Here is a 24,984-nt window from a genome sequence, read left to right on the forward strand (position 1 = left end):
CCGGCGGCCCGCGGCGGGAGTCATACGCTCGTCGGCGTGACCGTGGCCGCCGCACCGCTCGACCTGACCGACCCCGCGGTCGTCGCCGATCCCTACCCGTCGTTCGCCCGGGCCCGCGCCGCCGCGCCGGTGCAGTGGCACGACGGCCTGGGGCTGTGGCTGGCGTTCACCCACGCCGAGTCCAACGCCGTGCTGCGGGACCGGCGGCTGGGCCGCATCTGGCGCGACAAGGAGCCGGCCGAGCGGTTCGGGCAGTTCAACCTCATCCACCGCAACGCGATCCTCGAGATGGAGCCGCCGGAGCACACCCGGCTGCGCCGGCTGATCAGCGCGGCGTTCGCCCGCGGCCACGTGGAGCGGCTGCGGCCGTGGGTGCAGCAGCTGGCCGACTCCCTCGTCGACGAGCTGGTCGAGCGCTCCGCCGGCCGGGACGGCGTCGACGTGCTGGCGGGGATGGCCGAGCAGCTGCCGGTGGCGGTCATCGCCGAGCTGCTCGGGGTGCCCGAGGCCGACCGCCCGCTGCTGCGGCCGTGGTCCAACGCGATCGTGAAGATGTACGAGTACGGCCGCACCGAGCAGGTCGAGCAGGCGGCCGAGCAGGCGGCCGCCGAGTTCGTCGAGTACCTGCGGGCGCTGGCGGCCGAGCGGCGGAAGGCCCTCGGCGATGACCTGGTCAGCCACCTGGTCACCGTGCGCGACACCGAGGGCGACCGGCTCACCGAGGACGAGCTGGTCACCACCTGCATCCTGCTGCTCAACGCCGGCCACGAGGCGACCGTGAACGTCAGCGGCAACGGCCTGCTGGCGCTGCTCGAGCACCCCGGCCAGCTGGCGCGGCTGCGCGCCGACCCCGCCCTGCTGCCGACGGCGATCGAGGAGCTGATGCGCTTCGACTCGCCGCTGCAGCTGTTCGAGCGCACCGCCACCGAGGACGTCGAGATCGGCGGCGTGACCGTGGGGCGCGGGCAGAAGATCGCCGCGCTGCTCGGCGCGGCCAACCGCGACCCCGCGGTGTTCGCCGACCCCGACAGCCTCGACGTCGGCCGCACCGACAACCCGCACATCTCCTTCGGCGCCGGCGTGCACTTCTGCATCGGCGCCCCGCTGGCCCGGGTGGAGCTGCAGGCCTCGTTCGGCGCGCTGCTGCGCCGCACCTCGGCGCTCGACCTGGCCCGGCCGGCGCGGCGCCGTCCGGAGTTCGTGATCCGCGGCCTGGCCGAGCTGCCCGTCGTCCTCACGCCGTAGCGCGCTCCAGCAGGGGCACCAGCTCGTCCGGACCGGGCAGCGACGCGAGGCCGGCCGCGGCCTCGCGCGCCGCGGCCCGCAGGTCGTCGCGCTCGAGCAGCTCGGCGACGGCTGCCCGCAGCCGCTCCGCCGTGGCCTCGTCCGGCTCCAGCCGCAGGCCGAGGCCGGCGGCCACAACCCGCTCGGCCCCCAGCCGCTGGCTGGGCGAGATCCCGGGGAGCACGAGCAGCGGCAGCCCGGCGAGGAGGGCGCCCACGGTCGTCCCCGCACCGCCGTGGGAGACCACCGCGTCGACGTGCGGCAGCACCAGCGACTGCGGGACGTATGCCACCACCCGCACCCCCGGGTGCGCCGCCCGGACGACGTCCGGCGGGTTCGGCCCGGTGGCGACGACGACGCCGGGCGCGACGTCGGCCGCCGCGTCGGCGAGGCGCTGCAGCAGGTCCGGCCGGGACGACGCGGGCACCGTCCCCAGGGTCACGTAGAGGGCCGGCCGCGGCAGCGCCTCGAGCTGGGGAGCGGTCGCGGCCGGGCCGTCGAACGCGGTCGGGCGGACGGTGACGACGGGGACGCCGAGGTGCTCGACGTCGGGCACCTGCAGCCGCGGCGGGCACGCGTCGAGGTAGAGGCCGCCGGTCTGGCGCGCCGGCCCGGCGGCACCGGCGGCCGCCCAGACCGCGTCCAGCGGATCAGCGAGCAGCTGCCTGCCCGCCGCGGTGCGCGCCGGCGACGACCAGCTGTGCGTGACGACCGGCAGCCCGCGCAGCGCACCCACCAGCGGCGCCGCGTACTCGCCCTCCTCGTGCAGGAGCACGTCGGGCCGCCACCCGTCGACGAGCGCCAGCAGGTCGGCGGCCATGGGCGGGACGGCGATCGTGGTGAACAGGTGCCGGGGCCGCTCTGGCCCGACGAGCCCGCGCGCGTCGGCCTGCTCGACCATCGCCCGCAGCGGCAGCCCGGCCGGCACCGCCGTCGCCCCGCACCGCACCACCCACGGCACCTGGTCGGCGCCGGTCGCCACGCGGACCTCGTGCCCGGCCGCCGCCGCGGCCAGGGCCAGCGGCAGCACGGGGTGCAGGTGCCCCAGACCCGGGTTGCTGCTCACCAGGAACCGCACGCTCACCTCCCTGACCGCCGGGGATCCTCCTCCGCGGCGGGTCGCCCCGTCACTGGCACGATGCGGCCCATGCGCCGCACGGACCCGGACGCCGCGGAGGTCCTCGACCGGCTGCGGGACCTGGCCGACCCGGCGCGGCTGGAGGGGATGGCCCGCTACGGCATCGGCGGCGCGCACGCGCTCGGCGTCACGGTGACCGAGCTGCGCGGGCTGGCGAAGGAGCTCGGCCGCTCGCACGAGCTGGCGGCGGGCCTGTGGGCGTCGGGCGTGCACGAGGCGCGGATCCTGGCCAGCCTGGTCGAGGAGCGCGACCGGGTCGACGCGCGGCAGCTCGACGACTGGGCCGCGGCGTTCGACGCGTGGGACCTGTGCGACCAGGTCTGCCAGAACCTGGTCCGGCACACCCCGTTCGCCTGGGCGCGGGCGCTGGCCTGGAGCGGGCGGGAGGAGCCGTTCGTCAAGCGGGCCGGGTTCGCCACGATGGCCGGGCTCGCCGTGTTGGACAAGCGGGCCGACGACGACCGGTTCGAGCCGTTCCTGCGCGCCGTCGCCGAGCGGGCGGACGACGACCGGCCGATCGTCCGCAAGGGCGCCAGCTGGGCGCTGCGCCAGATCGGCAAGCGCAACCCGGCGCTGCACGCCCGGGCGGTGGCGACGGCGGAGGGGCTGCGCGAGGGCGGGCGCGGCGCCCGCTGGGTGGCCGCCGACGTCCTGCGCGAGCTGGGGCGGCGTACTCACCGGTAGAGGGTGAGCGGTGTCACTGGCACGATCCAGCCATGCGCGGCCTGATGCAGGACTACCCCCTCACCATCGACTCGATCTTCCGCCACGTCGAGCAGCACTACGGCGACGCGACGATCGCCACCAACGGCCCCGACGGCGTCACCCGGGTGACGTACGCCGAGTGGGCCGAGCGGACCCGCACGCTGGGCGGGGTGCTGGACACGCTGGGCATCAGCGGCGACGGCCGGGTGGGCACCTTCGGCTGGAACAGCCAGCGCCACCTCGAGCTGTACTTCGCCGCCCCGTGCACCGGCCGGGTCCTGCACACGCTCAACATCCGGTTGTTCCCCGAGCAGCTGACCTACATCGCCAACCACGCCGAGGACGAGGTCGTCTTCGTCGACCGCAGCGTGCTCCCGCTGCTGTGGCCGCTGATCGACACGATGAAGACCGTGCACCACGTCGTGGTCATGGACGACGGCGGGAACAACGAGATCCCCGACGACCCGCGCGTGCACGACTACGAGGCGCTGCTGGCCGACGCCTCCCCGGTCGACTTCGGCGTCACGGACGAGAACCTCGCCGCCTCCATGTGCTACACGTCCGGCACCACCGGCAACCCCAAGGGCGTCGTCTACTCCCACCGGTCGACGTTCCTGCACACCATGGCCGTCTGCGCGCCCAACGCGTTCGGCCTGAGCATCCGCGACGTGGCCATGCCGGTCGTGCCGATGTTCCACGCCAACGCCTGGGGCATCGCCCAGGCCGCACCCGCCGCCGGCGCCTCGCTGGTCATGCCCGGCCCGATGATGCAGCCGGAGGCGCTGGCGAAGCTGATCGTCGACGAGGGCGTCACGTTCACCGCCGGCGTCCCGACGATCTGGCAGGGCGTGCTGCCGCACCTGGCCGGGAAGCCTCACCAGCTGCGCGAGATCGGCTGCGGCGGCTCCGCCGTGCCGCGGGCGCTGAGCGAGGCCTACCGCGAGCAGGTCGGGCTGCCGATCCTGCAGGCCTGGGGCATGACCGAGACCTCGCCGGTGGCGTCGTCCGGGGTGCTGCCGCGGCGCTTCGAGGACGCGTCCGACGACGAGAAGGCCGACCGGCGGGCACGGGCGGGCATCCCGCTGTTCGGCGTCGAGGCGCGGATCGTCGACGCCGACTCGATGGAGCCGCAGGCCTGGGACGACTCGGCCACCGGCGAGCTGCAGGTCCGCGGCCCGTGGTGCGCGAAGGACTACTACAACCCCGACGCCGGCGTGCAGCTGAGCACCGACGACGGCTGGATGCGCACCGGCGACGTCGCGGCCATGGACACCGACGGCTCGATCCGCATCGCCGACCGCACCAAGGACCTCATCAAGTCCGGCGGCGAGTGGATCAGCTCCGTCGACCTGGAGAACGTGATCATGAGCCACCCGAAGGTGAAGGAGGCCGCCGTCGTCGGCATCCCGCACCCGAAGTGGGACGAGCGCCCGCTCGCCTGCGTGGTGGTCAAGGAGGGCGAGGAGCTCAGCGAGGACGAGGTCCTCGAGTTCCTCAAGCCGAAGGTCGCCAAGTGGTGGCTGCCCGACGCCGTCGAGTTCATCGACGAGGTGCCCAAGACCAGCGTCGGCAAGTTCTCGAAGAAGGACCTCCGCAACAAGTTCGCGGAGTACCAGCTCGAGTCGTGATCCGGAGTGGATCGATGCGGGTGACCCGCACGGATCCACTCCGCTTCAGCGCACGAAGGGGGGCTGGCCGGTCTCGCTGACCAGGGGCCGGCCGGCCGCCTCCCACTCGCCCATGCCGCCGGCGACGTTCACCGCGTCGTAGCCGTTGTGGTTCAGCCAGGCGGCCACCCGCGCCGAGCGGCCGCCCATCCGGCACACCACGTAGAGCGGGTCGCCCTCGGGGACGTCGTCGAGGCGGGCGGGGACGTCGCCCATCGGGATGTGGGTCGCGCCGTCGACGTGGCCGTGCACCCACTCGTCGTCCTCGCGCACGTCGAGGACGATGGCGTCCTCGGGGACCTCGTCCACGGACACGGTCGGGACCTGCATCGGCATCACCCCTCCATGATGCAACGCCGCCGCGGGCCGGCACGCTGCGAGGATGGGGGCGATGACCACCGCCCCGCCCCCGGTCCGCATGCCGGCCTGGCAGCTGTCCCGCTCGGCGATCTGGCTGTGGATCACCGAGGGGATCATCGCCTCGCTGTTCAACGCCGTCCTGGTCGCGGCCTTCCTGGTCTTCGTGCCGGCCGAGGGCGGCCCGCTGCCGCTGCTGCGCTGGCTGGTGCCCGCGCTGGCGGTGGCCTACGCGGTGACGGCGATCGGCATCCGCCCGTTCGTGCGCTACCGCGTGCACCGCTGGGAGGTCACCGGCGAGGCGGTCTACACGCTCACCGGGTGGCTGACCCGCACCTGGACGCTCGTGCCGATCGCCCGCATCCAGACCGTCGACGTCACCCGCGGCGTGCTGCAGCAGCTGTTCGGCCTGGCCTCGATCGCCGTCCTCACCGCCTCGTCGCAGGGCACCGTCCGCGTGCCCAACCTCGAGCTCGACGTGGCCAACCGCGTCGCCGAGGACCTCGCGCGCCGGGCGGAGCAGGTGCGGGACGAGGCGACGTGAGCAGACGGGGGCGTGAGCATCGCAGCGAGGAACGAGCGAGGAGCGGAGCGCCCCGCGGGAGCGAACAGGAGACATCGTGATCGACTCCCCGCTGGTCGCGGCCGGACGGCGGACCTCGCCGCTCGTCGTCCTCGTGCACACCGTCACCTTCCGGCAGGCCCGGCAGTTCGTCCCCGCCGCGATCGGGCTGGGGGCGGCGATCGGGTTCAACGGCGGGACGACGGCGGTCGTCCTCATGGTCGTCGGCGTGACGCTGTTCTCCCTGACGGCGGCGGCGCTGTCGTGGTGGCGGTTCAGCTACCTCGACGGCCCGACGGCGGTCGTGGTCACCCGCGGCCTGCTCTCCCGCTCGGTGCGGACGGTGCCCAACGACCGCATCCGTGGCGTGGAGGTCGAGGCGCCCGCGCTGCACCGCGTCTTCGGGCTGGTGCGGGTGCGCGTCGACGCCGCGGCGGGGGCCGCCGGCAAGGACGAGGAGATCGTCCTCGACGGGGTGCCGCGCGCCGAGGGCGACCGGCTGCGCGCCGCCCTGCTGACCCGGCGGCCGGTCGCACCGGCCCCGACGGAGGAGGCGGGCCCGGCGCCCGAGCCGGCCGAGGAGGAGTTCGCCCGGTTCGAGAACAGGTGGCTGCTCTACGCGCCGCTGGTCGGCAGCTACCTGGTTCTGCCGCTGGCCGGGGTCGGCGCGCTGTTCCGGCTGCTCGACGAGCTGCCCGACCGGCTCACGCCGGACCTGCCCGGTCCCGACGTCGTCGACGGCCGGCTGGTCGCGATCGTGGTCGTCCTCGCGCTGGTGCTGCTGGCGGTCGGCGCGGTGGTCGGCGCGGCCGTCGTCAACTGGGGCTTCCGGCTGGTGCGGCGGGGCGGGTCGCTGGTCGCCGTCCGCGGGCTGATCACCCGCCGGCACACCGAGCTGGAGGTCGACCGGATCCGCGGCGTCACGCTGTCGGAGGGTCTCGGCATGCGGTTGGTCCGCGCCGCGCGCGTGAGCGCGCTGGTCACCGGGCTCGGCGACGCCACGCGGCGCGGTCAGCTGCTCCCCCTGGGGCCGCGCCCCGAGGCCGTCGACCTGGCCCGCCGCATGGTCGAGGACCCGGGCCCGCTCGCCCGGCACCCCGCGGCCGCCCGGCGGCGCCGGCTGGTGCGGGCCGTCGTCTCGGGCCTGCTGGTGCTGGCGGCCGGGGCGGTGGTCACGCCGCTGCTGGGCTGGTGGTGGCTGCTGGTCGCCGGCGCCGTCCTCACCGTGCTGGGCGTGCCGCTCGGGCTGGGCCGCTACGCCTCGCTCGGCCACGCCGTGGCGGGCACGGCGTTCAGCGTGCGCAGCGGCTGGCTGGTGCGCGAGCAGGCGGTGCTGCAGCGCCGCGCCGTCGTCGGCTGGACGGTGCAGCAGTCGTTCTTCCAGCGGCGGGCCGGGCTGGCCACCGTGCTGGCCTGCGTCGGCGCGGGCAGCGGCGGCTACGCGGCGGTGGACATGGCCGCCGACGAGGTCGTCGCGTTCGTCACCGCGGCCTCCGACGGCGCCTGGGCCGCGACGTTCACCGCAGCCGGCTGACCAGCCCCGCGGCGGCTCGCGGGTGCTCGGCGGCGAGCAGCCCGGCGGCGGCCAGCACGTAGCGGCGGTCGACGACGACCCGGCTGCCGGCCAGCACGCTGCCCGCTCCCCCGGCGTCGGCGGCGATGCGGGCGACCGCGGCGTCGACGTCGTCCGCGTGCCGGAAGACGCCACCGGAGAGGACGACGAGCCCGGCCGCCCGGGCGCTGGCGCCGCCCGGACCGTAGGCGGCCTCGGCGCGCAGGTGCCGCCGCAGCGCGACGGTGGCCGCGGCGGTCCCGAGGCCGAGCGTGTCGTCGTGGGGGTCGGGCAGGCCCTCGGCACGGGCCGCCTCCCGCAGGTCGCCGGCGCTGGAGCTGACCCCCAGGTCGCCCTCCACGGTGCGGCGGCGGGCGGGCACGCCCACGGCCTCGCGGCCGAGCGCGGCCTGGTCGGCGTCGGGATCGGGCACCGAGTAGACGTCGGTGGTGGCGCCGCCGACGTCCACGACGACGACGCCGTCGCCCTCGCGGGCTAGGACGCCGACGCCCTCCAGGACGGCGTCCGGCGTCACCGCCCGCACCCACTCGCGCAGCCGCGGGTCGGTGGAGAGCCGGGGCCCGCCGATGACGTGCTCGAGGAAGACGGCGCGGATCGCCGTCCGGGCCGACTCGGGCTCGAGCCGGCCGATGTCGGGCAGCACGTTGTCGGCCGCCACGACCGGCAGTCCGCCGTCCCGCAGGGTGGCCGCGACCTCGTCGCGGACGGCGGCGTTGCCGGCGAGGACGACCGGGACGGACCGGTTCGCCCCCGCCAGGGCCGCGGCGTTGTGCCGGAGCACGCCGGCCTCGCCGCCGTCGGTGCCGCCGACGAGGAGGACGACGTCGGGGGCGGCGGTCCCGAGCGCGTGGAGCGCGGCGGAGTCGAGCCGGCCGGCGGCCACGTGCACGACGCGCGCGCCGGCCGAGAGCGCTGCCCGGTGCCCGGCCTCGGCGCTGATCAGCTCCTCGTAGCCGACCACGGCCAGGCGCAGGCCGCCGCCGGCGCTGGAGCAGGCGAGCACGGGTGCGTCCCAGCCGCTCGTCGCGTCGAGGACGCCCGCGACGACGTCGTCGAGGGTGGTGGGGGCCTGGGCGGTGGCGAGCAGCTCGCCGTCGGGCAGGCCGACGAGCGCGGCCTTGGTGTAGGTGCTGCCGATGTCGACGCAGGCGACGGCGCTCACGCGCGCACGAGGCCCGCCCCGGCGGCGCCGGCGGTGAGCTCGGCCAGCCCGAACGCCTGCACGGGGCCGGCCGCGCCGGTGGTGCGGACGCCGTCCTGCGCGGCCGTCGTCGCCCCCCAGGCGAGCATGGCGCCGGTGAACCCGTACGGCTCGCCGCCCTCGAGGACGACGCGGCTGACCAGGGCGCCGGCCGCGTCGCGGACCTCGGCGACGGTGGTCGTGCGCGCGTTCGCGGTGCTCTCGGCCGACGGCCCTTCGCTCACGCGGCGGCCGACGGCCTGGGCGAGGCGGGACATGCCCCGCGTCGCGCCGGGGACGCGGGCGGCGAGCGCGGCGGCCGGGGACAGCGCGTGGAGGACGGGGGTCGCAGGCCCGAACCAGTCGAGGTGGACGCCGACCTCGCGCAGCGTCGGGGCGAGCGGCGGCAGGGTCAGGTGCTCGGAGCCGCCGACCGAGAGCCCGAGCCGGCTGCGGGTGCCGGCCTGGAAGCGCCAGGTCCGCCGTCCGGCCGGCTCGGCGGTGAGCCGCCCGTCGCGGAAGGCGGGGCCGGGCTCGAGGAGCACGCCCATGGCCGAGACCATGGTGCCGCGGGAGAACGCCTGGCCCGAGGTGCCGTGGACGCTGTAGCCGACGTCGACCCGGTGGGCGCGGTCGCCGGCTTCCTCCAGCGCGAGGGCGCCGGCGAGGTTGCCGGGGACGTAGTCGAGCCCGAAGGCGGTCACCAGCGTGGCGCCGGCTGTCTGCGCGCGCGGGCCGAACTCGTCGAACACCCTGCGCACGAAGGCCGGTTCGCCGGTGGAGTCGAGGTAGACCGCGCCCGCGTCGACGGCGGCGGTGAGCGCGGGCTCGCCCAGCTGGAGGAAGGGGCCGACGGTGGTGACGAGGACGTCGCCGGGCTCGAGCAGCGCGCGCACGCTGGCGGGGTCCGTGACGTCGGCGCGGGCGGTCTCCAGGCCGCCGAGCCGCTCGGCCAGCTCGTCGAGCCTCTCCTGGTTGCGGCCGGCGAGGACGGGCTTCGCGCCGCGGGCGGCCAGCGCCTCCGCCGTCCGCGCGCCGGTGTAGCCGGTGGCCCCGAGCAGAACGATCCGTGAACTCACCAGCCGGACCTTATCCGGGCGCCGACGGGGTAGGTGGCGCACGATGCGGTTGCGGAACGTCTCAGGCCGGCCGGCCGTCCCGGCCCAGGCCCACCCGGCCGGCGAGGGCGGCCGCTTCCACGCGGGTGGAGACGTCGAGCCGGCGCAGCAGGTTGGCGACCAGGCGCTTCACCGTGCGCTCGGAGACGTGCAGCGTCGTGGCGATGTCGACGGTGCTGATGCCGTCGGCGACCAGGCGCCACAGGCGGCGCTCGTCGCTGGTCAGCCGGGCGGCGATGCTGTCGTCGTCGGACGGCGCGGCGGACTCGAGCAGTTCGCGCAGCAGGGTTTCGGGGACGACGGACCAGCCGTCGAGGACGGCGAGCAGCGGGCGGACCATCGTCTCCGGGTCCGCGGTCTTGGGCAGGAAGCCGGCGGCGCCGGCGCGGAGGGCCTCGAGGGCGGCGTCGGACCCGGCGAGGCCGGAGAGGGCGACGACGCGGACCATCGGGTCGGCCCGGCGGATGGCCGCGATCGCGCGTGCGCCACCCGGGGGCGGCATGTGAAGATCCACCAGCGCGACGTCGGCGTGCTGGCGTCGGACGAGGGCGGCGGCCGCCGAGGCGTCGTCCGTCGTCCCGACGACCCGGACGCGCCCGTCGCTGACTCCGTGCAGGAGCAGGGCCAAGCCGCGGCTGAAGAGCGGGTGGTCGTCGACCACCACCACGTCCACCGACGGCCTGCGTTGAGAAGCAGCCGAGGCCTCGTCGAACCCCATGTGACCCCCGTCGAACTTGGGGAGAGGTGCCCATGACACTCGCGGCCACCCCTGCGTCCCAGCGCTCCAGAGGCCTGCTTCTCGACCTGGCGCACGTGCTCAAGGCCCATCTTCCACGCGTCCGGAAGGCGTCCGAGGAGGTGCCCACTCCGGAGGATGCCCTGGTCCGGGCGTTGTGTCACGACATGAGCAGCCCGCTCGCCTCGCTGGAGGCGGTGCTGGGCTCGCTGGACCGGGTGCCCGGGGAGCGGGCGGAGCTGGTGCGGCTGGCCCAGGCGCAGGCGCAGCACCTGTCCTCCATGCTGCGCACCGCGGCGGCCAGCAGCGGGGCGACCCGGCGGCCCCCCGGGCTGCGGCTGCTGCGGGACGTGCTGCAGGGGGCGATCGCCGCGTCGGGGCTACCCGGCGAGCAGCTGACCGTCGTCGTGAACGGGGACGCCGGTGAGGTGGCCGTGGGCGACGCCCGCGTGCAGCGGATCGTGACGAACCTGCTGGAGAACGCGCACCGGCACGGCCGCGGTGCGGCGGTGCGGCTAGCGGTGAGCCGGCGCCGCGGGTGGGTGGAGATCGCGCTGACCCAGGCCGGGTTGGCGGCCGACCGCGTGGCCGGCCACCTCGCCACCCTGCAGCCGCCGGTGGACCTGACGGGTCTCGGGCTGTGGTCGGTGCAGCGGCAGAGCCGCGAGCTCGGCGGACGGGTGGTGTGGGAGGACGACGGCGCCGCGCTGACCCTGGTCGTGCAGCTGCCCGACCGCTGATTCACCCCATCGCGTGGTCGGCGCGCGTTGTCCACAGGATCGACGCCGCCGAGATAGTGATCTGCGTAGTCTCCCCGGCACCGGTGGGTGATGTACGGGGAGGACGACGGTGCGGCGGCGGTGGACCCTGCGCTTCCTGGCCGGTCTCGCGCTGAGCGCGCTGCTGGTCAGCGGCTGCTCGAGCAAGCAGGAGGCGAACGACACCCTGCCGAGCGCCGAGGAGACGACCAGCTCGCCCGCCCTCGCGCCCCTCGGCCCGCCCGATCTGCCCATGCCCGACGAAGCTCGCCGTCAGACGCCGGAGGGCTTTAATGCGTTTGCCCGCTATTACGTCGCGCTAATAAACCGCCTTCAAAACGACCTGAACCCTACTTTCCTCAGAGACTTCAGTAGAGACTGCGACACGTGCGACCGACTGGCGGACGACGCGCAGTCAGATGAGTCAATGGGGTATCGCTACGAAGGTGGCGCGATCACCATTACTGCCATCGCACCAGCTTCACTCGAGGGCACGGAGGCCGAGACTGCTTTCACGGTCGACCAGGCGGCCTACTCGGTCGTCGATGCAGACGGCACGCCGGTGGAAGGACTGAGCGGTGAGGCTGTCTCTTCCTTGCCTGGAGGCATGTCCGGCGTCTGGGAAGACGGCTACTGGCTGGCAACGAGCTTGAGCTTCGGATGATCCCAAGACTTCTCGTTGTGGCGGTGCTCAGCTTGGCCTCGCTGGCCATGACAATAGTCGTGGCGCTCGCAGCCGACTGCCGGTTCACCTGTCCAGAGCAGCCTCAAGTCGAGGCGGGTCAGGGAGCGCTCACAGCGTCCTACTTCGAGAACCGAAGTGGGATCGGCTACGCCAGCAATAGCACTTCGACGGCGCCGCTCTACCAATGGCGGCTTCGCACCCAGTGCGCCATCTCCGACGAGGTCATCGGTGCATGCGATCCAGCAGGCGCGTTCTGTGAATCAACCCCGGACCGAATCGTCAGCTACTACATCGTCCAATCCCAGAGACTTGCTCAGGCGGATGGGACACCGGTCGATGGTCAGGCACCACCGCCCGGGCAACAGCCGGGCACCCCCTACGGGCAGTGGGCCACCGTCTTCACCGGGTGTGTGGATGTCACGGATCTGAATCCGCCGCCGTCGCCGGGTGAGGTGTACCGGTACTTCCAGACGCTCCCCCTGCCGCAGCTGACCACCCAGCAGCAGCCTCCGGGCAACGCGCTCGTGGGCCTGCCGGTGATCTTCTGGACCGACAGCCCGACCGCCCAGACGTTCGCCGTAGACATCCGCGGCTTCCAGGTCGTCATCGTCGCGACGGCCACCGGCTTCACCTGGCACACCGGCGACGGCACCGACCTGACCACCGACCACCCCGGCGCCCCGTACCCCGAGCACACGATCATCCACGACTACCGGGCCGGCACATACACCGCCTCGCTCACCACCACCTGGAGCGGGACCTTCAGCGTGAACGGCGGGGTCAGCGCCGACGTCCCCGGCACGACGACGACCGAGGGCCCGCCAGTCACCTTCACGGTCCTCCAGGCCCGCGCCGTCCTCACCAACCCGTACGACTGACCGCTCCTGGCTCTTGCGGTGTCCCGCATGCTTCTGCGGCGTTGCACCACCGCAAGGGCGCGCACAACACCGCAAGAGCCGGCAGCCCAGCCGACAACTTGGCACCTGCGGGCCAGCGGTCGGCACCGGGAGGCCAACGAGCCGGGGCAGTTCTGCGTCGTCACCGCATGCAGCGGTGTCGCCGACGACGCGAGGAGACCCCGTGTTCACGCACACCCACGCCCTGCAGTACGAGGCCAAGCCCGACGGACCGGACCCGGACTTCGCGCGCAAGATGCAGGAGGTCCTCGGCGGTCAGTGGGGCGAGATGACCGTCGCCACGCAGTACCTGCTGCAGGGCTGGAACTGCCGGCTGCCCGGCAAGTACAAGGACCTGCTCCTCGCCATCGGCACCGAGGAGCTCGCGCACGTCGAGATGATCGTGACGATGATCGACCGGCTGCTCGACCACATGCCGCTCAAGCCGGACTCCGCCGACCGCACCAAGGAGGCCGCCGCCGGCTACGGCCAGCACAACCCGCAGCACCCGATCGTCAACGGCGGCGGCGCGTCCTACATGGACAGCATGGGCAACCCGTGGACCGGCGCGTACGTCACCGCCAGCGGCAACCTGTACGCCGACTTCATGTACAACGCCACGGCCGAGATGCAGGGCCGCCTGCAGGTCGCCCGCCTCTACAACATGACCGACGACCCCGGCGTCAAGGACCTGCTCCGGTTCCTCATCACCCGCGACCACTACCACCAGCAGCAGTGGCTGGCGGCGCTCGAGAACCTCAGGGAGGACGGCCTGGAGGGCGTCCCGGTGCCCGAGGCGTTCCCGCTCGAGGAGGAGGTCGGCGACCTCGGCTACGTGTTCATCGACGCCTCCGACGGCCCCGAGGCCGCCGCCGGCCGCTGGGCCTCCGGCCCCTCGATCGACGGCCGCGGCCAGTTCAGCGCCCGCCCGATCGAGGCGACGGCCGACGCGCCGATCCTGCCGCCGGGTGACCCGCGGCTGTACGGCACGCCGCAGAGCGACACGAAGAACCTGATCCAGAAGGCCAAGGACATGCTGACCTGACGCCGTCCTCCCCCACGGCAGAGGGTCCTACCTCACGCTGCGACGTGAGGTAGGACCCTCTGGGATCAGCTCACCTGATCGTGGCCGGGCCCCGTCAGTGCTGGATCGCCTTCTCCGCGCCGATGCCGGTGAGCGCGCGCACCTCCAGCTCGGCGAACTTCGCCTCGTCGCGCTCCTTGGACAGGACCGTGCCGAGCCAGCCGAGGAAGAACGCCAGCGGGATCGACACCAGGCCCGGGTTGTTCAGCGGGAACCACGAGAAGTCGACGTCCTGGATGAGCGAGGTCGACTTGCCCGTCGTCGGGTTGACCGGCGCCCCGGAGACGACCGGCGAGAAGATGATCAGCCCGACGCAGGAGATCAGCCCGCCGTAGATCGACCACAGCGCGCCCTGGGTGTTGAACCGCTTCCAGAACAGCGAGTAGAGGATCGTCGGCAGGTTGGCCGACGCCGCGATCGCGAACGCCAGCGCCACCAGGAAGGCGATGTTCAGGCCCGCCTGCAGCGCCAGGATGCCCAGCCCGATCGAGACCGCGCCGATGACGATGGCCGTCACCCGCGCCACCTTGACCTCGCCGTTCGGCGACACCTCGCCCCGCTTGATGACGTTGGCGTACACGTCGTGCGCGAAGGACGCCGACGCCGTGATGGTCAGGCCGGCGACGACGGCGAGGATCGTGGCGAACGCGACCCCGGCGATGATGCCGAGCAGCACCGTGCCGCCCAGCTCGAACGCCAGCAGCGGCGCCGCCGCGTTCACCGCCCCGGGCGCGCTGAGGATGCGCTCGGGACCCACCAGCGCCCCCGCGCCGTACCCGATCACCAGGCTGAACAGGTAGAAGATGCCGATCAGCCAGATCGCCCACACCACCGAGCGCCGGGCGTCCTTCGCCGTCGGCACCGTGTAGAAGCGCATCAGGACGTGCGGCAGGCCCGCCGTCCCTAGCACCAGGGCGAGCCCCAGCGAGACGAAGTCGAGCTTCGACGTGTCGGTGAGCCCGTACTGCGCCCCCGGCGCCAGCACCTGCTCGCCGGCGCTGTCGGCGGCACCGCCGAGCAGGGCGGAGAGGTTGAACCCGAACTCCGCGAGCACCCACAGGGTCATCACCAGCGCCCCGGCGATGAGCAGCGTCGCCTTGATGACCTGCACCCACGTCGTGCCGCGCATGCCGCCGACGAGCACGTAGATGATCATCAGCGCGCCGACCAGGATGACGACGAGCGCCTGCGCGGCCTCGCCGGTCACGCCCAGCAGCAGGGTCACCAGGCCGCCGGCGCCGGCCATCTGGGCCAGCAGGTAGAACAGCGACACCACGAGCGTGGAGATCGCCGCCGCCGTCCGCACCGGGCGCTGGCGCATCCGGAAGGCCAGGACGTCGGCCATCGTGAACCGCGCGGTGTTGCGCAGCAGCTCCGCGACCAGCAGCAGCGCCACCAGCCAGGCGACGAGGAAGCCGATCGAGTACAGGAAGCCGTCGTAGCCGTAGACGGCGATGGCGCCGGCGATGCCCAGGAACGAGGCGGCCGAGAGGTAGTCGCCGGCGATCGCCAGGCCGTTCTGCTGCGCGGCGATCGTGCGCCCGGCCGCGTAGAAGTCGGTCGCGCTCTTGTTGCTCCGGCTGGCCCGGAACGTGATGACGAGCGTGATCAGGACGAAGACGCCGAAGATCGAGATGTTGATCGCCGGGCTGCCGATCGTCTCGTCGGCGGCCGCGGCGGCGAGCGCGTCAGACACGGGTGGCCCCCTCGCCGTGTCCGGCGGCGAACTGGTGGTGCTCGAGCCGCTCGTTCATCTCGTCGCGGATCGGGTCGGTCGACCGGGCCGAGTGCCGCACGTACAGCTGCGTGATCAGGAAGGTGGTCACGAACTGGCCGAGGCCGAGCAGCAACCCGAGGTTGATGTTGCCGAACACCTGGGTCGCCATGAAGTCCGGCGCGTAGGTCGAGAGCAGGACGTAGAGGAGGTACCAGGCGAGGAACGCCACGGTCATGGGGACGGCGAAGCGGAAGAAGCGCCGCTTCAGCTCCTGGAACTCCGGTGAGCGCTGGGCCTCGAGGTATTCCTCCGGCGTGAGCAGCCGGCGGTCATCCGGTCGGGTCACGGGGCAGCCTTCCTTTGGGGTAGCTGTGTGATCGGCGTCACCGTAGGCCTCGACTCGGGAGTCCGCAGCTCAGCGAGTCCGTTCCGTTGCGAAACCTTTCGGCGCCCGTAACGCCTCGGGAACGCGCCGCCGGTGCAATGGGTCATGGCCGTCGCGCACAGGACCTCCGGCTGGTTCCCCGTCGCCCGGTCCGGCGAGGTGGGGACGACCCCACTGCCGGTCGGCGCCGGGGGGGACGTCCTACGTCGTCGTCCGGCTGCGCCCCGGCGGCGAGGTCAGCGCCTTTCCCGCCCGCTGCCCTCACCGGCTGGCGCCGCTCGCGGCGGGCGCCGTCGTCGACGGGCGGCTGCAGTGCCCGTACCACGGCTGGCGGTTCGACGCGGAGGGCCGCTGCGTCGACATCCCCTCCCTGGGTCCCGACGGCACCCCGCCGCCCCGCGCCGACCTGCGGGTCCCGTGGGCGGTCGAGGAGCGCGGCGGCTGGGTCTGGATCGCCCCGTCGTCGACGAGCGAGCGCTGCCCGCCCCGCGACGCCACCGCGCCCGAGCCGGCCCCGGCTCCCGCGCCGCCGTCCGGGCCCGTCTTCGGCAACCTCGACCCGTCGCTGGAGCACGCCTGGCACCCGGTCGCGCTCTCCCGCGAGCTGCGCCCCGGCGGCTGGCTGCAGGTGCGGCTGCTCGGCCGCACCTGGATGCTGCGCCGCACGCCGGAGGGGCTCGAGGTCGACCCGCCGGCCTGGGGTGTCCGCGAGCGGCTCGGGCTGGTGTGGCTGGCCCCGGCCGAACCGCGGGACGTGCCGCTCGAGGTGCCCGAGGCCCGGGACCGCCGCTTCGTGGCCCGCTGGCTGCAGCCGCAGCGCTCGACCGGGCCGGCGGGCACGTTGCTGGACACGGTGCTCGACCCGGCGCACGTGCCGTTCGTGCACCCGGGCACCTGCCACGGGCCCGAGCAGGTCGTCCCCTCGGTCGTCGGCGGGCCCGGCGGGTTCGACGGGCTGCAGGAGCAGGCCGACGGCCGGCGGATGACCTACGCGTTCCGGGCGCCGTTCCAGCTGCGGCTGCGGCTGGACCACCTCGCCACCGGGGCGGCGACGACGACCCTGTTCCTGCTGCAGCCCGAGGACGCCGACTCCACCCGGATCTACAGCTGCGTGCTGCTGTCGGCCGGTCCCGGGCAGCCGCTGCCGGGCCCCGGGGCGGTGGCCGAGGCGGTCGGCACCGAGGAACGGGTGCTCGCCGAGGACCTGGCGCTGCACGTGCGCCTGACCGGCGACGGCCTGCCGCTGGACCCGCGCGACGAGCTGCACGTGCGCGCCGACCGGCTGGGGGTGGCGCTGCGCCGGTCGCTGTGCGACTTCCAGCTGGCCGGCCGGGCGCGCGCGGCCGCCTAGCGCTCCTCGGGCAGCTCGGCGCCGCAGGCCGGGCAGCGGGTCGGCGGGTCCTCGTCGGCCAGCCGCCCGCACTCCGGGCAGACCCGGTGCAGCCAGCAGGCCGGGTCGCCGCCGTCGTCGGGTTCGGGTGCGCTCACGGGACCAGGATGCCCCGTCCGACCCGGGTCGGAGCCGCGGCTCATCCCTCGGGACGACGACACCGCGCCACCCGCTGCCTACTGTCGTCGGCGATGGAGCGCACCCCTGCCCGCGAGCGCCTGACGGCGCGGCTGGGCGCCCACCCGTTCGGCGTGGACGTGGCGATCGCCGCGACGGTCGCCTTCTCCACCGTCGTGCTGCCGGCCGGCTCCTACGCCCCGGCCGAGGGCGCCGCGCTCGCCCTGGGCCTGCTGCTCACCGCGCCGCTGGCCTGGCGCCGCCGGGCCCCGGTCCACGCGGCCGCCGTCGTGACCGCCGCCGGTCTCCTGCAGCTCGCGGTGGTGCCCAGCCTCCTGGCGGCCGACGTCGCCGCGCCGCTGATGGTCTACGCCCTCGCCGCCTACGCCCCGCGCTGGGCCGCACGCGCCGGCCTGGCGCTCGGCCTGTTCGGGGCCCTGCTCGCCGGCCTCGTCTACTACCGCTACGTCGCCGACGACATGGTCATCGGGACGGCCGCGGCGGGCGGGATCTCGGTGGTCGCCGCCTGGGCGCTGGGCAACCTCCGGCGGGCCCGGGCGCAGCGGGTCGCCGCGCTGGAGGAGCGCGCCCGGCTGCTCGAGCTGGAGCGCGACCAGGAGATGCGCCTGGCGGCCACCGCCGAGCGGGCGCGGATCGCCCGCGAGCTGCACGACGTCGTCGCCCACTCGCTGTCGGTCGTGATCGCCCAGGCCGACGGCGGGCTGTACGCCGGCCGCACCGACCCGGACAAGGCGACCGGCGCGCTGGAGCAGATCGCCGCCACCGGCCGTCAGGCCCTCACCGACATGCGGGCGCTGCTCGGCGTGCTGCGCGAGGACGGCCGGCAGGAGTACGCGCCGCAGCCCGACGTCGCCGCGATCAAGGGCCTCGTCGAGGACGTGCGGGCCAGCGGGCTCGACGTCGACCTGATCGAGGAGGGGCAGCCGCAGCCGCTGCCCGCCGGTCCGCAGCTGGCCGCCTTCCGGATCGTGCAGGAGTCGCTCACCAACGTGCTCAAGCACGCCGGCCCGGCCAGCCGGGCCTGGGTGCGGCTGCAGTGGCGGGCCGACGCGCTGGAGCTCTCCGTGCTCGACGACGGCCGGGGCGCGTCGGCGGCCATGGCCGGCTCGGACGGCGCCGGCCAGGGCCTGCGCGGCATGCTCGAGCGGGCGCACCTGCACGGCGGCCGGCTCGAGGCGGGGCCGCGGCACGGTGGCGGGTTCGGCGTCTCCGCCGTCCTGCCCTACCGTTCCGGTCGATGACCGTCCGGGTGGTGCTGGTCGACGACCAGCAGATGGTGCGCGCCGGGTTCCGCATGGTCATCGACTCGCAGGACGACCTGCTCGTCGTCGGCGAGGCCGGGGACGGCGCCGCGGCGGTGGAGCTGCTGCGCCGGACGCCGGCCGACGTCGTCCTCATGGACGTGCGCATGCCCGGCACCGACGGCATCGAGGCGACCCGGCAGGTGACCGCGCTGCCCGACGCACCGCGGGTGGTCGTCCTGACGACGTTCGACCTCGACGAGTACGTGGTCGCCGCGATCGGCGCCGGCGCCAGCGGGTTCCTGCTCAAGGACGCCCCGCCGGAGGAGATGCTCGGCGCGATCCGCACCGTGCACGCCGGCGACTCGGTGATCGCGGCGTCGTCGACCCGCCGGCTGCTGCAGCACGTGGCGCCGATGCTGCGCGGCACCGCGCCGGCCCCGGCGGCCGACCAGCTGGCCGAGCTCACCCCGCGCGAGCGCGAGGTGCTGGTGCAGATGGCGTACGGGGCGACCAACACCGAGATCGCCGAGCACCTCGTGGTCAGCGAGGCGACGGTGAAGACGCACGTCGGGCGGGTGCTGGCGAAGACGGGCTCGCGCGACCGGGTGCAGGCCGTCGTCCTGGCGTACCGCACCGGCCTGGTCCAGCCGGCGGACCTCCTCCGCAACGCCTGAGCCTTTCCTCTACCGCTTTCGGTGCCGGAAGCGGGCCCGCTTTCGGCACCGAAAGCGGAGAGGGTCCGACCAGGGGACGAGGCGGAGATCGGCCTCCGCTCCGACGCGGAGGAACGACCTCGACCGGCAGCGTGATCGGCGTCCGCGAACACGTGCCTGGAGGTCCGAGAGTGTCCGTCCCCGTCCTGACCGTCCCCGGCGAGCCGCCGGCCCCGCCCGCGACGGCGGCCGTCCGCGCGGCCGGGCTGCGCAAGACCTACGGCAGCGGCGAGACCGCCGTGCACGCCCTCGCCGGGGTCGACGTCGAGTTCACCCGCGGCGAGTTCACCGCGATCATGGGCCCGTCGGGCTCGGGCAAGTCGACGCTCATGCACTGCCTGGCCGGCCTCGACTCCGCGACCGCGGGCCAGGTCTGGCTGGGCGACACCGAGCTGACCAGCCTGCGCGACGACCAGCTGACCACCCTGCGCCGGCAGCGGATCGGCTTCGTCTTCCAGGCGTTCAACCTGCTGCCGGTGCTCGACGCGCTGGAGAACATCACCCTGCCGATGCAGCTGGCCGGCCTGCGCCCCGACCGCGCGTGGCTCGACGCCGTCATCGCCCGGCTCGGCCTGCGCGAGCGGCTGGGGCACCGGCCGCACGAGCTCTCCGGCGGCCAGCAGCAGCGGGTGGCGATCGCTCGCGCCCTGCTCCCCCGCCCCGACGTCGTCTTCGCCGACGAGCCCACCGGCAACCTCGACTCCCGCGCCGGCGCCGAGGTGCTCGGCCTGCTGCGCTCCAGCGTCAAGGAGACCGGCCAGACCGTCGTCATGGTCACCCACGACCCGTCCGCCGCCGCCTACGCCGACCGCGTCGTCCTGCTGGCCGACGGGCGGCTGGCCGGTGAGCTCGTGCGGCCCACGGCCGAGTCGGTGCTCGACGCGCTCCGCGGGCTGGGGGCCTGAGCCGCCGTGCGTCCCGTCCTGTTCGCCCAGCTGCGCGCCCACGCCGCGCGGCTGGTCGCCTCGACCCTGGCCGTCGTCATCGCCGTCGGCTTCGTCGTGGCCACCCTCGTGCTCAACGAGACCACCCGCAGCACCGTGTTCGAGGCCGTCGGCGCGCAGTACGTCGGCGCCGACGCCGTGGCCACCTCCGACGACGGCGCCGTCCTCGACGACGCCGTGTACGCCCTCACCCGCCTGGACTCGGTGCGGGCGGTCGCCCCGGAGTGGGAGACCTCCGTGCAGGCGGTGGTCCCCGGGCGGACCGGCGCGCAGTACCTGGTGGTCGGCACCGTCGCCGACGACCCCGCGCTGCGGTGGCAGCAGGTGTCGGACGGCGTGCTGCCCACCCGGCCGGGCGAGATCGCGGTCAGCGACCGCGCCCGCGCCCGGGTCGGCGACGTGCTCACCGTGAGCAGCTACGACGCCGACGGCACGCCCACGTCCGGCGCGGTGACCGTGACCGGCATCCTCGACCTGGGCGGCGACCCGACCGCGGGCCTCTACGGCCGCGCCGCCGTCGTCCCGCAGCAGGCGCAGGCCTGGGGCGTCCGCGCCCCGACCGAGCTGCGCCTGGCCGCCGCCCCCGGCTACTCGAGCGGGGACGTCGTCGCCGACGCCGCGGCCGCGCTCTCCGGCCGCGCGGTCACCGTGCGCACCGGCACCGAGCAGGCCGAGGAGGCGACCGCCGCGCTGACCGGCAACGCCACCGCGCTCGCCGCCGTCCTGCTGGTGTTCGCCACCGTCGCCGTCGTCGTCGCCGGGCTGGTCATCGCGAACACGTTCGCCGTGCTGCTCGCCCAGCGCACCCGCGAGCTGGCGCTGCTGCGCTGCGTCGGCGCCACCGCCCGGCAGGTGCGCCGCAGCGTGCTCGGCGAGGCGCTGGTCACCGGGCTGGTCTCCTCGGCGGTCGGCGTGGGCGCCGGCATCGGGCTGGCGGCGCTGGTCTCGGCGCTCACCGGCACCGACTCCCCGATCCCGCTGGCCGGCGTCACGGTGCCGGTCTACGCGGTGCTCACCGGCCTGGTGGTCGGCACGCTGGTCACCCTGCTCGCCGCGCTGGCGCCCGCCCGGGCCGCCACCCGGGTGGCGCCGCTGGCCGCGCTGCGCCCGGTGGACGCCGCGCCGCTGCGCTCCCGGCCGGGCGTGCGGCGGCTCCTGCTCGGCCTGGCCCTGCTGCTGCCCGGCGTCGCGCTGCTCGGCGCGGGGGTGGTGATGGCCAACGTGCTCGTCGGCCTGCCCGGCGGGGTGCTGAGCTTCCTCGGCGTCGTCCTGCTCGCCCAGCGCGCCGTCCCCCCGGTGGTGGCCGGGGCCGGCCGGCTGGCCGGCCGCTTCGGCGGCGTCCCGGCCCGGCTCGCATCGGGCAACGCCACCCGCAACCCGCGGCGGACGGCGGCCACCGCCACCGCGCTGCTCATCGGGGTCACCCTGACGACGGCGATGGTGGTCGGCGCGGCCTCCACCCGGGCCACCGCGGTCGCCGGGCTGGCCGCCGCCTACCCCACCGACGTCCTGGTCCGCGCCGGCGAGCCGCTGCCGGCCGGCCTGCTCGCCGACGCCACCGCGGTGGACGGCGTCACCGGCGGCGTCGCGCTCGACGCGGCCGAGGTGACCGGTCCGGACGGCGAGACCTGGCGGGTCGAGGGCGTGGACACCGCCGCGGCCGCGCCGGTGCTGCGCTCCACCACCGACCTGGTGCTGCCCGAACCGGGCCAGGTCGTGCTGCCCGGGTGGCTGGCCGAGGTGTGGGGGGTCACCGCCGGCGACGACGTCGCGCTGGGCGACGGCAGCTTCACCGCCGTGGTCGTCGGGTCCGACGACGTCGACGACCCGCTGCTCACCACCACCGACCTCGGGACGCTGACCACCGGCCCGGAGGTCACGGAGCTGTGGCTGCGGCTGGCCGACACCGGCGCCGCGGACCAGGCGACGACCGTCGACGCGCTCACCGACCTGGTCGGCACGGCCGCGCCGACGGCGATGGTGGCCGGGCTGGCCAGCGAGCGGGCGGCGATCGACTCGGTGCTCGACACGCTGCTGCTGGTGGTGACCGGGCTGCTCGGCGTCGCGGTGGTGATCGCGCTGATCGGCGTGGGCAACACCCTCGCGCTGTCGGTGGTCGAGCGGCGGCAGGAGAACGGGCTGCTGCGCGCCCTCGGCCTCACCAGGGGCCAGCTGCGCGGGCTGCTGGCGTGGGAGGCGGTGCTCGTGGCCGGCGTCGCCGCCGTGCTCGGCGTGCTGCTCGGCGGCGCGTACGGGCTGGCCGGGGCGGCGTCGGTGCTCGGCGGGCTGGGCGACGTGGTGCTCAGCGTGCCGTGGCTGCAGGTGGCCGCGATCGTCGCCGTCGCCACGCTCGCCGGCCTGCTCGCCTCGGTGCTGCCGGCCCGCCGGGCCGCCCGCACGGCGCCCGTGGCGGCGATCGCCGGCTGACCGCCCGCGGTCGGCTCCCCTGTCCCCGGGGCCGGCCGCGGCACCTGCCCCCCGGACGCTGGTGCTCTGCGTGCGCAGCGCACGCAGAGCACCAGCGTCCCGGCCGGGTGACACCGGGAGGACAGGAACGCCTGGGATGCTGGAGGGCGTGTCACCTGCTCTGCGCCGTGCCGCCGCCGTCACCGCTGCCGCCGCTCTCGCCGGCGGCGTCTCCTGGGTTGCCCGGGCGGCATGGGGCCTGCCCACCGCCCTCGGCGCCAGCCAGCGCCAGCTGCGCCCGAGCGTCACCGGCTCCCCGCAGTTCTCCGACGGCAAGTTCCACAACACCCTGCCGACGCCGACGTTCAAGCCGGCCAACGCCCGCGACGGGCTGCTGCGGCAGTGGCACGACGAGCGGCACAACGGCCACCCCGGCGGCCCGGTCCCGCTGACCCGCTCCGACTTCCCGGTGGAGGCCGCCGAGCTCGCCGTCACCTGGTTCGGGCACGCCAGCGCGCTGCTGGAGGTCGACGGGCAGCGGGTGCTGGTCGACCCCGTGTGGGGCGAGCGGGTGTCCCCCTCGCCGCTGCTGGGGCCGACCCGCCTGCACCCCAACCCGGTGCCGCTGGAGGCCCTGCCGCCGGTCGACGCCGTGCTCATCTCGCACGACCACTACGACCACCTCGACCTGCCCACCGTGCGCTGGCTTCTCAAGCGGTCGGGCGCGGTGTTCGTGGTGCCGATCGGGATCGGCGAGCACCTGCGCACCTGGCAGGTGCCCGAGGAGCGGATCGTCGAGCTCGACTGGGACGGCAGCACCACGCTCGGCGGGCTCACCCTCACCTGCACCGAGGCGCGGCACTTCTCCGGCCGGTTCTTCGCCCGCGACACGACGCTGTGGGCGTCCTGGGTGGTCGCCGGGCCGCGGCACCGGGTGTTCTTCGGCGGCGACACCGGCTACACCCCCGCCTTCGCCGGCATCGGCGCCCGCTACGGCCCGTTCGACCTCACCCTGCTGCCGGTCGGCGCCTACAACGAGGCGTGGCGGCACATCCACATGGACCCCGAGGAGGCGGTGCGCGCGCACGGCGACCTCGGCGGCCGCGTGCTGCTGCCCGTCCACTGGGCCACGTTCAACCTGGCGTTCCACCGCTGGGCCGAGCCGGTGCAGCGCACCCTCGCCGCGGCCGCGCGCGCCGGGGTGGAGGTCGTCGTCCCGAAGCCCGGTGGCCGGGTCGACGTGGCGGACCTGCCGGAGCTCAAGGACTGGTGGACGGCGGTCGGCTCGCAGTCCGACCACGAGCACCGCTGATCAGGCGCTCTGCCGCACCACCAGCTCCGACGGGAAGAAGCGGGTGCCGCCGGCGTCGAGCCGGGTGAGCGTCCCGCCGACCGCGGCCGCGGCGATGTCCTCGACCGGGTGCGTCGCCGAGGTGAGGTCGACGGCGTCGGCGATCGGCAGGTCGTCGAACCCCGCGACCGCGACGTCCTCGGGCACGCGGCGGCCCAGCCGGCGCAGGGTGCGCAGCGCGCCCAGGGCGACCGCGTTGCAGATGCCGACGACGGCGTCGGTGTCCGGCCACCGGGTGAGCACGGCGGCGGCGCCGGTCTCGCCGTGCACCTGCTCGAAGCCGCCCGGCACCGTGCGCACCGGGAGTCCGGCGGACGCCATCGCCGCCCGGAAGGCCTCGACCGGCCGCTGGGCGCAGGGCAGCCAGGACGGGCCGGTGATCATCGCGATCCGGCGCCGGCCGGCCCGGATCAGGTGCTCGGCGGCCCGCCGGCCGACGGCGGGGCCGTCCACGTCGACCGAGGGGACGTCGGCGCTGCCCACGCCGATCGAGACGGTCCGGCCGCGGAGCCCGCGCGGGAGCGCGTCGAGCACCTCGTGCGTGGTGTTGAGCAGCACGACCCCGGCCACGGTGCGGTCCCGGGCCAGCCGGTCGAGGGCCGGCAGCGGGTTCGCCCGCCGCAGCGGGACGACGCCGATGCCGAGCCCCTGCGGGGTGCAGACGCGGGCGCCGGCGGTGAGCACGCGGGCGAGGTAGGTGCAGACGGCGTCGGGGGTGTCGCTGGTGACCGCGACCACCACGCGGGTGCCGGCGCCGTGCACCAGCGCGCGGGCGACGGGGTCGGCGACGTAGCCGAGCGCGTCGGCGGCCGCGCGCACCCGGCGCAGCGCCTCGTCCGACACCGGCCCGGTGCCGGTCAGCGCCCGGGAGGCCGTGGCGCGGGAGACGCCCGCGGCGCACGCCACGTGCTCCAGGGTGGCCGGCGGTGCTGCCTCGTCGCGCACCCGCCCGT

The 24,984-nt window shown here is 75.1% G+C and carries 24 protein-coding genes and 1 pseudogene; 16 read left to right on the plus strand and 9 right to left on the minus strand.

All coding sequences use genetic code 11. The annotated features are described in order from the left end of the window. The first annotated feature begins 36 nt into the window (after positions 1–36). Complete coding sequence (locus ACI797_RS20720) at positions 37–1,245, plus strand: cytochrome P450 (protein WP_456860925.1); 1,209 nt, start codon at positions 37–39, stop codon at positions 1,243–1,245. Here the strand turns inward: ACI797_RS20720 and ACI797_RS20725 are convergent. Next, the gene (locus ACI797_RS20725; protein WP_456860927.1) at positions 1,235–2,362 is read right to left on the minus strand and encodes a glycosyltransferase; all 1,128 of its coding nucleotides are present in this window, start codon (positions 2,360–2,362) and stop codon (positions 1,235–1,237) included. The genes ACI797_RS20720 and ACI797_RS20725 overlap by 11 nt on opposite strands. 69 nt (positions 2,363–2,431) lie before the next feature. On the opposite strand from ACI797_RS20725, the gene ACI797_RS20730 reads away from it, so the two are divergent. Next, positions 2,432–3,106 carry a DNA alkylation repair protein gene (locus ACI797_RS20730; protein WP_456860930.1) on the plus strand — a complete coding sequence of 225 codons (675 nt, stop codon included), beginning with the start codon at positions 2,432–2,434 and terminating at the stop codon, positions 3,104–3,106. A 32-nt stretch (positions 3,107–3,138) separates the two neighbouring features. Then, a complete protein-coding gene (locus ACI797_RS20735; RefSeq protein WP_456860931.1) occupies positions 3,139–4,755 on the plus strand; it encodes a long-chain fatty acid--CoA ligase in 1,617 nt (538 codons plus the stop codon). Positions 4,756–4,800: 45 nt separating this feature from the next. Here the strand turns inward: ACI797_RS20735 and ACI797_RS20740 are convergent, their stop codons facing one another. Further along, positions 4,801–5,130: a rhodanese-like domain-containing protein gene (locus tag ACI797_RS20740; protein WP_456860933.1), complete on the minus strand. Its 330-nt coding sequence runs from the start codon at positions 5,128–5,130 to the stop codon at positions 4,801–4,803. Positions 5,131–5,185: 55 nt separating this feature from the next. Between ACI797_RS20740 and ACI797_RS20745 the strand changes: the two genes are divergently transcribed. Next, on the plus strand, positions 5,186–5,695 hold the full coding sequence (locus ACI797_RS20745; RefSeq protein WP_456860935.1) for a PH domain-containing protein: 510 nt from the start codon (positions 5,186–5,188) through the stop codon (positions 5,693–5,695). Between the two features lie 76 nt (positions 5,696–5,771). Continuing rightward, entirely contained in the window at positions 5,772–7,247 is a 1,476-nt protein-coding gene (locus ACI797_RS20750; RefSeq protein WP_456860937.1) for a PH domain-containing protein, read from the plus strand. On the opposite strand, the gene ACI797_RS20755 is transcribed toward ACI797_RS20750, so the two are convergent. The 3 genes from ACI797_RS20755 to ACI797_RS20765 all read right to left on the minus strand — a co-directional run bounded on the left by ACI797_RS20755 (position 7,231) and on the right by ACI797_RS20765 (position 10,257). Next, positions 7,231–8,448, minus strand: coding sequence for a glutamate mutase L (locus ACI797_RS20755; RefSeq protein WP_456860939.1), 1,218 nt, complete (start codon positions 8,446–8,448; stop codon positions 7,231–7,233). The genes ACI797_RS20750 and ACI797_RS20755 overlap by 17 nt on opposite strands. Beyond that, complete coding sequence (locus ACI797_RS20760) at positions 8,445–9,545, minus strand: saccharopine dehydrogenase family protein (protein ID WP_456860940.1); 1,101 nt, start codon at positions 9,543–9,545, stop codon at positions 8,445–8,447. Before ACI797_RS20760 ends, ACI797_RS20755 begins: the two co-directional genes overlap by 4 nt. A gap of 61 nt (positions 9,546–9,606) precedes the next feature. Further along, complete coding sequence (locus ACI797_RS20765; RefSeq protein ID WP_456860941.1) at positions 9,607–10,257, minus strand: response regulator; 651 nt, start codon at positions 10,255–10,257, stop codon at positions 9,607–9,609. 230 nt (positions 10,258–10,487) lie between these two features. On the opposite strand from ACI797_RS20765, the gene ACI797_RS20770 reads away from it, so the two are divergent. The 4 genes from ACI797_RS20770 (at position 10,488) to ACI797_RS20785 (ending at position 13,704) form a co-directional block, all read left to right on the plus strand. After that, a complete protein-coding gene (locus ACI797_RS20770) occupies positions 10,488–11,060 on the plus strand; it encodes an ATP-binding protein (protein ID WP_456860943.1) in 573 nt (190 codons plus the stop codon). A gap of 109 nt (positions 11,061–11,169) precedes the next feature. Continuing rightward, entirely contained in the window at positions 11,170–11,742 is a 573-nt protein-coding gene (locus ACI797_RS20775; RefSeq protein WP_456860945.1) for a DUF6318 family protein, read from the plus strand. Positions 11,743–12,215: 473 nt separating this feature from the next. Beyond that, positions 12,216–12,641, plus strand: a complete 426-nt coding sequence (locus ACI797_RS20780; RefSeq protein WP_456860947.1) for a hypothetical protein — start codon at positions 12,216–12,218, stop codon at positions 12,639–12,641. 202 nt (positions 12,642–12,843) lie between these two features. Next, positions 12,844–13,704, plus strand: a complete 861-nt coding sequence (locus tag ACI797_RS20785; protein ID WP_456860949.1) for a manganese catalase family protein — start codon at positions 12,844–12,846, stop codon at positions 13,702–13,704. Positions 13,705–13,798: 94 nt separating this feature from the next. Here ACI797_RS20785 and ACI797_RS20790 read toward each other — a convergent pair whose 3' ends face one another. Together ACI797_RS20790 and ACI797_RS20795 are read right to left on the minus strand one after the other, a co-directional pair. Continuing rightward, positions 13,799–15,439: a solute symporter family protein gene (locus tag ACI797_RS20790; protein ID WP_456860951.1), complete on the minus strand. Its 1,641-nt coding sequence runs from the start codon at positions 15,437–15,439 to the stop codon at positions 13,799–13,801. Then, positions 15,432–15,806, minus strand: coding sequence for a DUF485 domain-containing protein (locus ACI797_RS20795; protein WP_456860953.1), 375 nt, complete (start codon positions 15,804–15,806; stop codon positions 15,432–15,434). The genes ACI797_RS20790 and ACI797_RS20795 overlap by 8 nt, the downstream gene beginning before the upstream one ends. 256 nt (positions 15,807–16,062) lie before the next feature. Between ACI797_RS20795 and ACI797_RS20800 the strand changes: the two are divergent. Together ACI797_RS20800 and ACI797_RS20805 are read left to right on the plus strand one after the other, a co-directional pair. Beyond that, a pseudogene (locus tag ACI797_RS20800) lies at positions 16,063–16,161 on the plus strand (Rieske 2Fe-2S domain-containing protein); the annotation flags it as partial. 312 nt (positions 16,162–16,473) lie between these two features. Next, positions 16,474–17,196 carry a hypothetical protein gene (locus ACI797_RS20805; protein WP_456860955.1) on the plus strand — a complete coding sequence of 241 codons (723 nt, stop codon included), beginning with the start codon at positions 16,474–16,476 and terminating at the stop codon, positions 17,194–17,196. Here the strand turns inward: ACI797_RS20805 and ACI797_RS20810 are convergent. Beyond that, complete coding sequence (locus tag ACI797_RS20810; protein ID WP_456860957.1) at positions 17,193–17,333, minus strand: hypothetical protein; 141 nt, start codon at positions 17,331–17,333, stop codon at positions 17,193–17,195. The genes ACI797_RS20805 and ACI797_RS20810 overlap by 4 nt on opposite strands. A gap of 93 nt (positions 17,334–17,426) precedes the next feature. Here ACI797_RS20810 and ACI797_RS20815 point away from each other — a divergent pair, with 93 nt between their 5' ends. The 5 genes from ACI797_RS20815 to ACI797_RS20835 all read left to right on the plus strand — a co-directional run bounded on the left by ACI797_RS20815 (position 17,427) and on the right by ACI797_RS20835 (position 23,992). Next, the gene (locus ACI797_RS20815) at positions 17,427–18,614 is read left to right on the plus strand and encodes a sensor histidine kinase (RefSeq protein ID WP_456860959.1); all 1,188 of its coding nucleotides are present in this window, start codon (positions 17,427–17,429) and stop codon (positions 18,612–18,614) included. Beyond that, complete coding sequence (locus ACI797_RS20820; RefSeq protein WP_456860960.1) at positions 18,611–19,291, plus strand: response regulator; 681 nt, start codon at positions 18,611–18,613, stop codon at positions 19,289–19,291. Before ACI797_RS20815 ends, ACI797_RS20820 begins: the two co-directional genes overlap by 4 nt. A 170-nt stretch (positions 19,292–19,461) precedes the next feature. After that, the gene (locus ACI797_RS20825) at positions 19,462–20,235 is read left to right on the plus strand and encodes an ABC transporter ATP-binding protein (RefSeq protein WP_456860962.1); all 774 of its coding nucleotides are present in this window, start codon (positions 19,462–19,464) and stop codon (positions 20,233–20,235) included. Between the two features lie 6 nt (positions 20,236–20,241). Next, complete coding sequence (locus ACI797_RS20830) at positions 20,242–22,701, plus strand: FtsX-like permease family protein (protein WP_456860964.1); 2,460 nt, start codon at positions 20,242–20,244, stop codon at positions 22,699–22,701. Positions 22,702–22,849: 148 nt separating this feature from the next. Beyond that, entirely contained in the window at positions 22,850–23,992 is a 1,143-nt protein-coding gene (locus ACI797_RS20835) for an MBL fold metallo-hydrolase (RefSeq protein WP_456860966.1), read from the plus strand. Here the strand turns inward: ACI797_RS20835 and ACI797_RS20840 are convergent, their stop codons facing one another. Beyond that, entirely contained in the window at positions 23,993–24,976 is a 984-nt protein-coding gene (locus ACI797_RS20840) for a LacI family DNA-binding transcriptional regulator (RefSeq protein WP_456860968.1), read from the minus strand. Positions 24,977–24,984 lie beyond the last annotated feature (8 nt).

The sequence above is a fragment of the Geodermatophilus sp. SYSU D00691 genome (assembly GCF_054050275.1).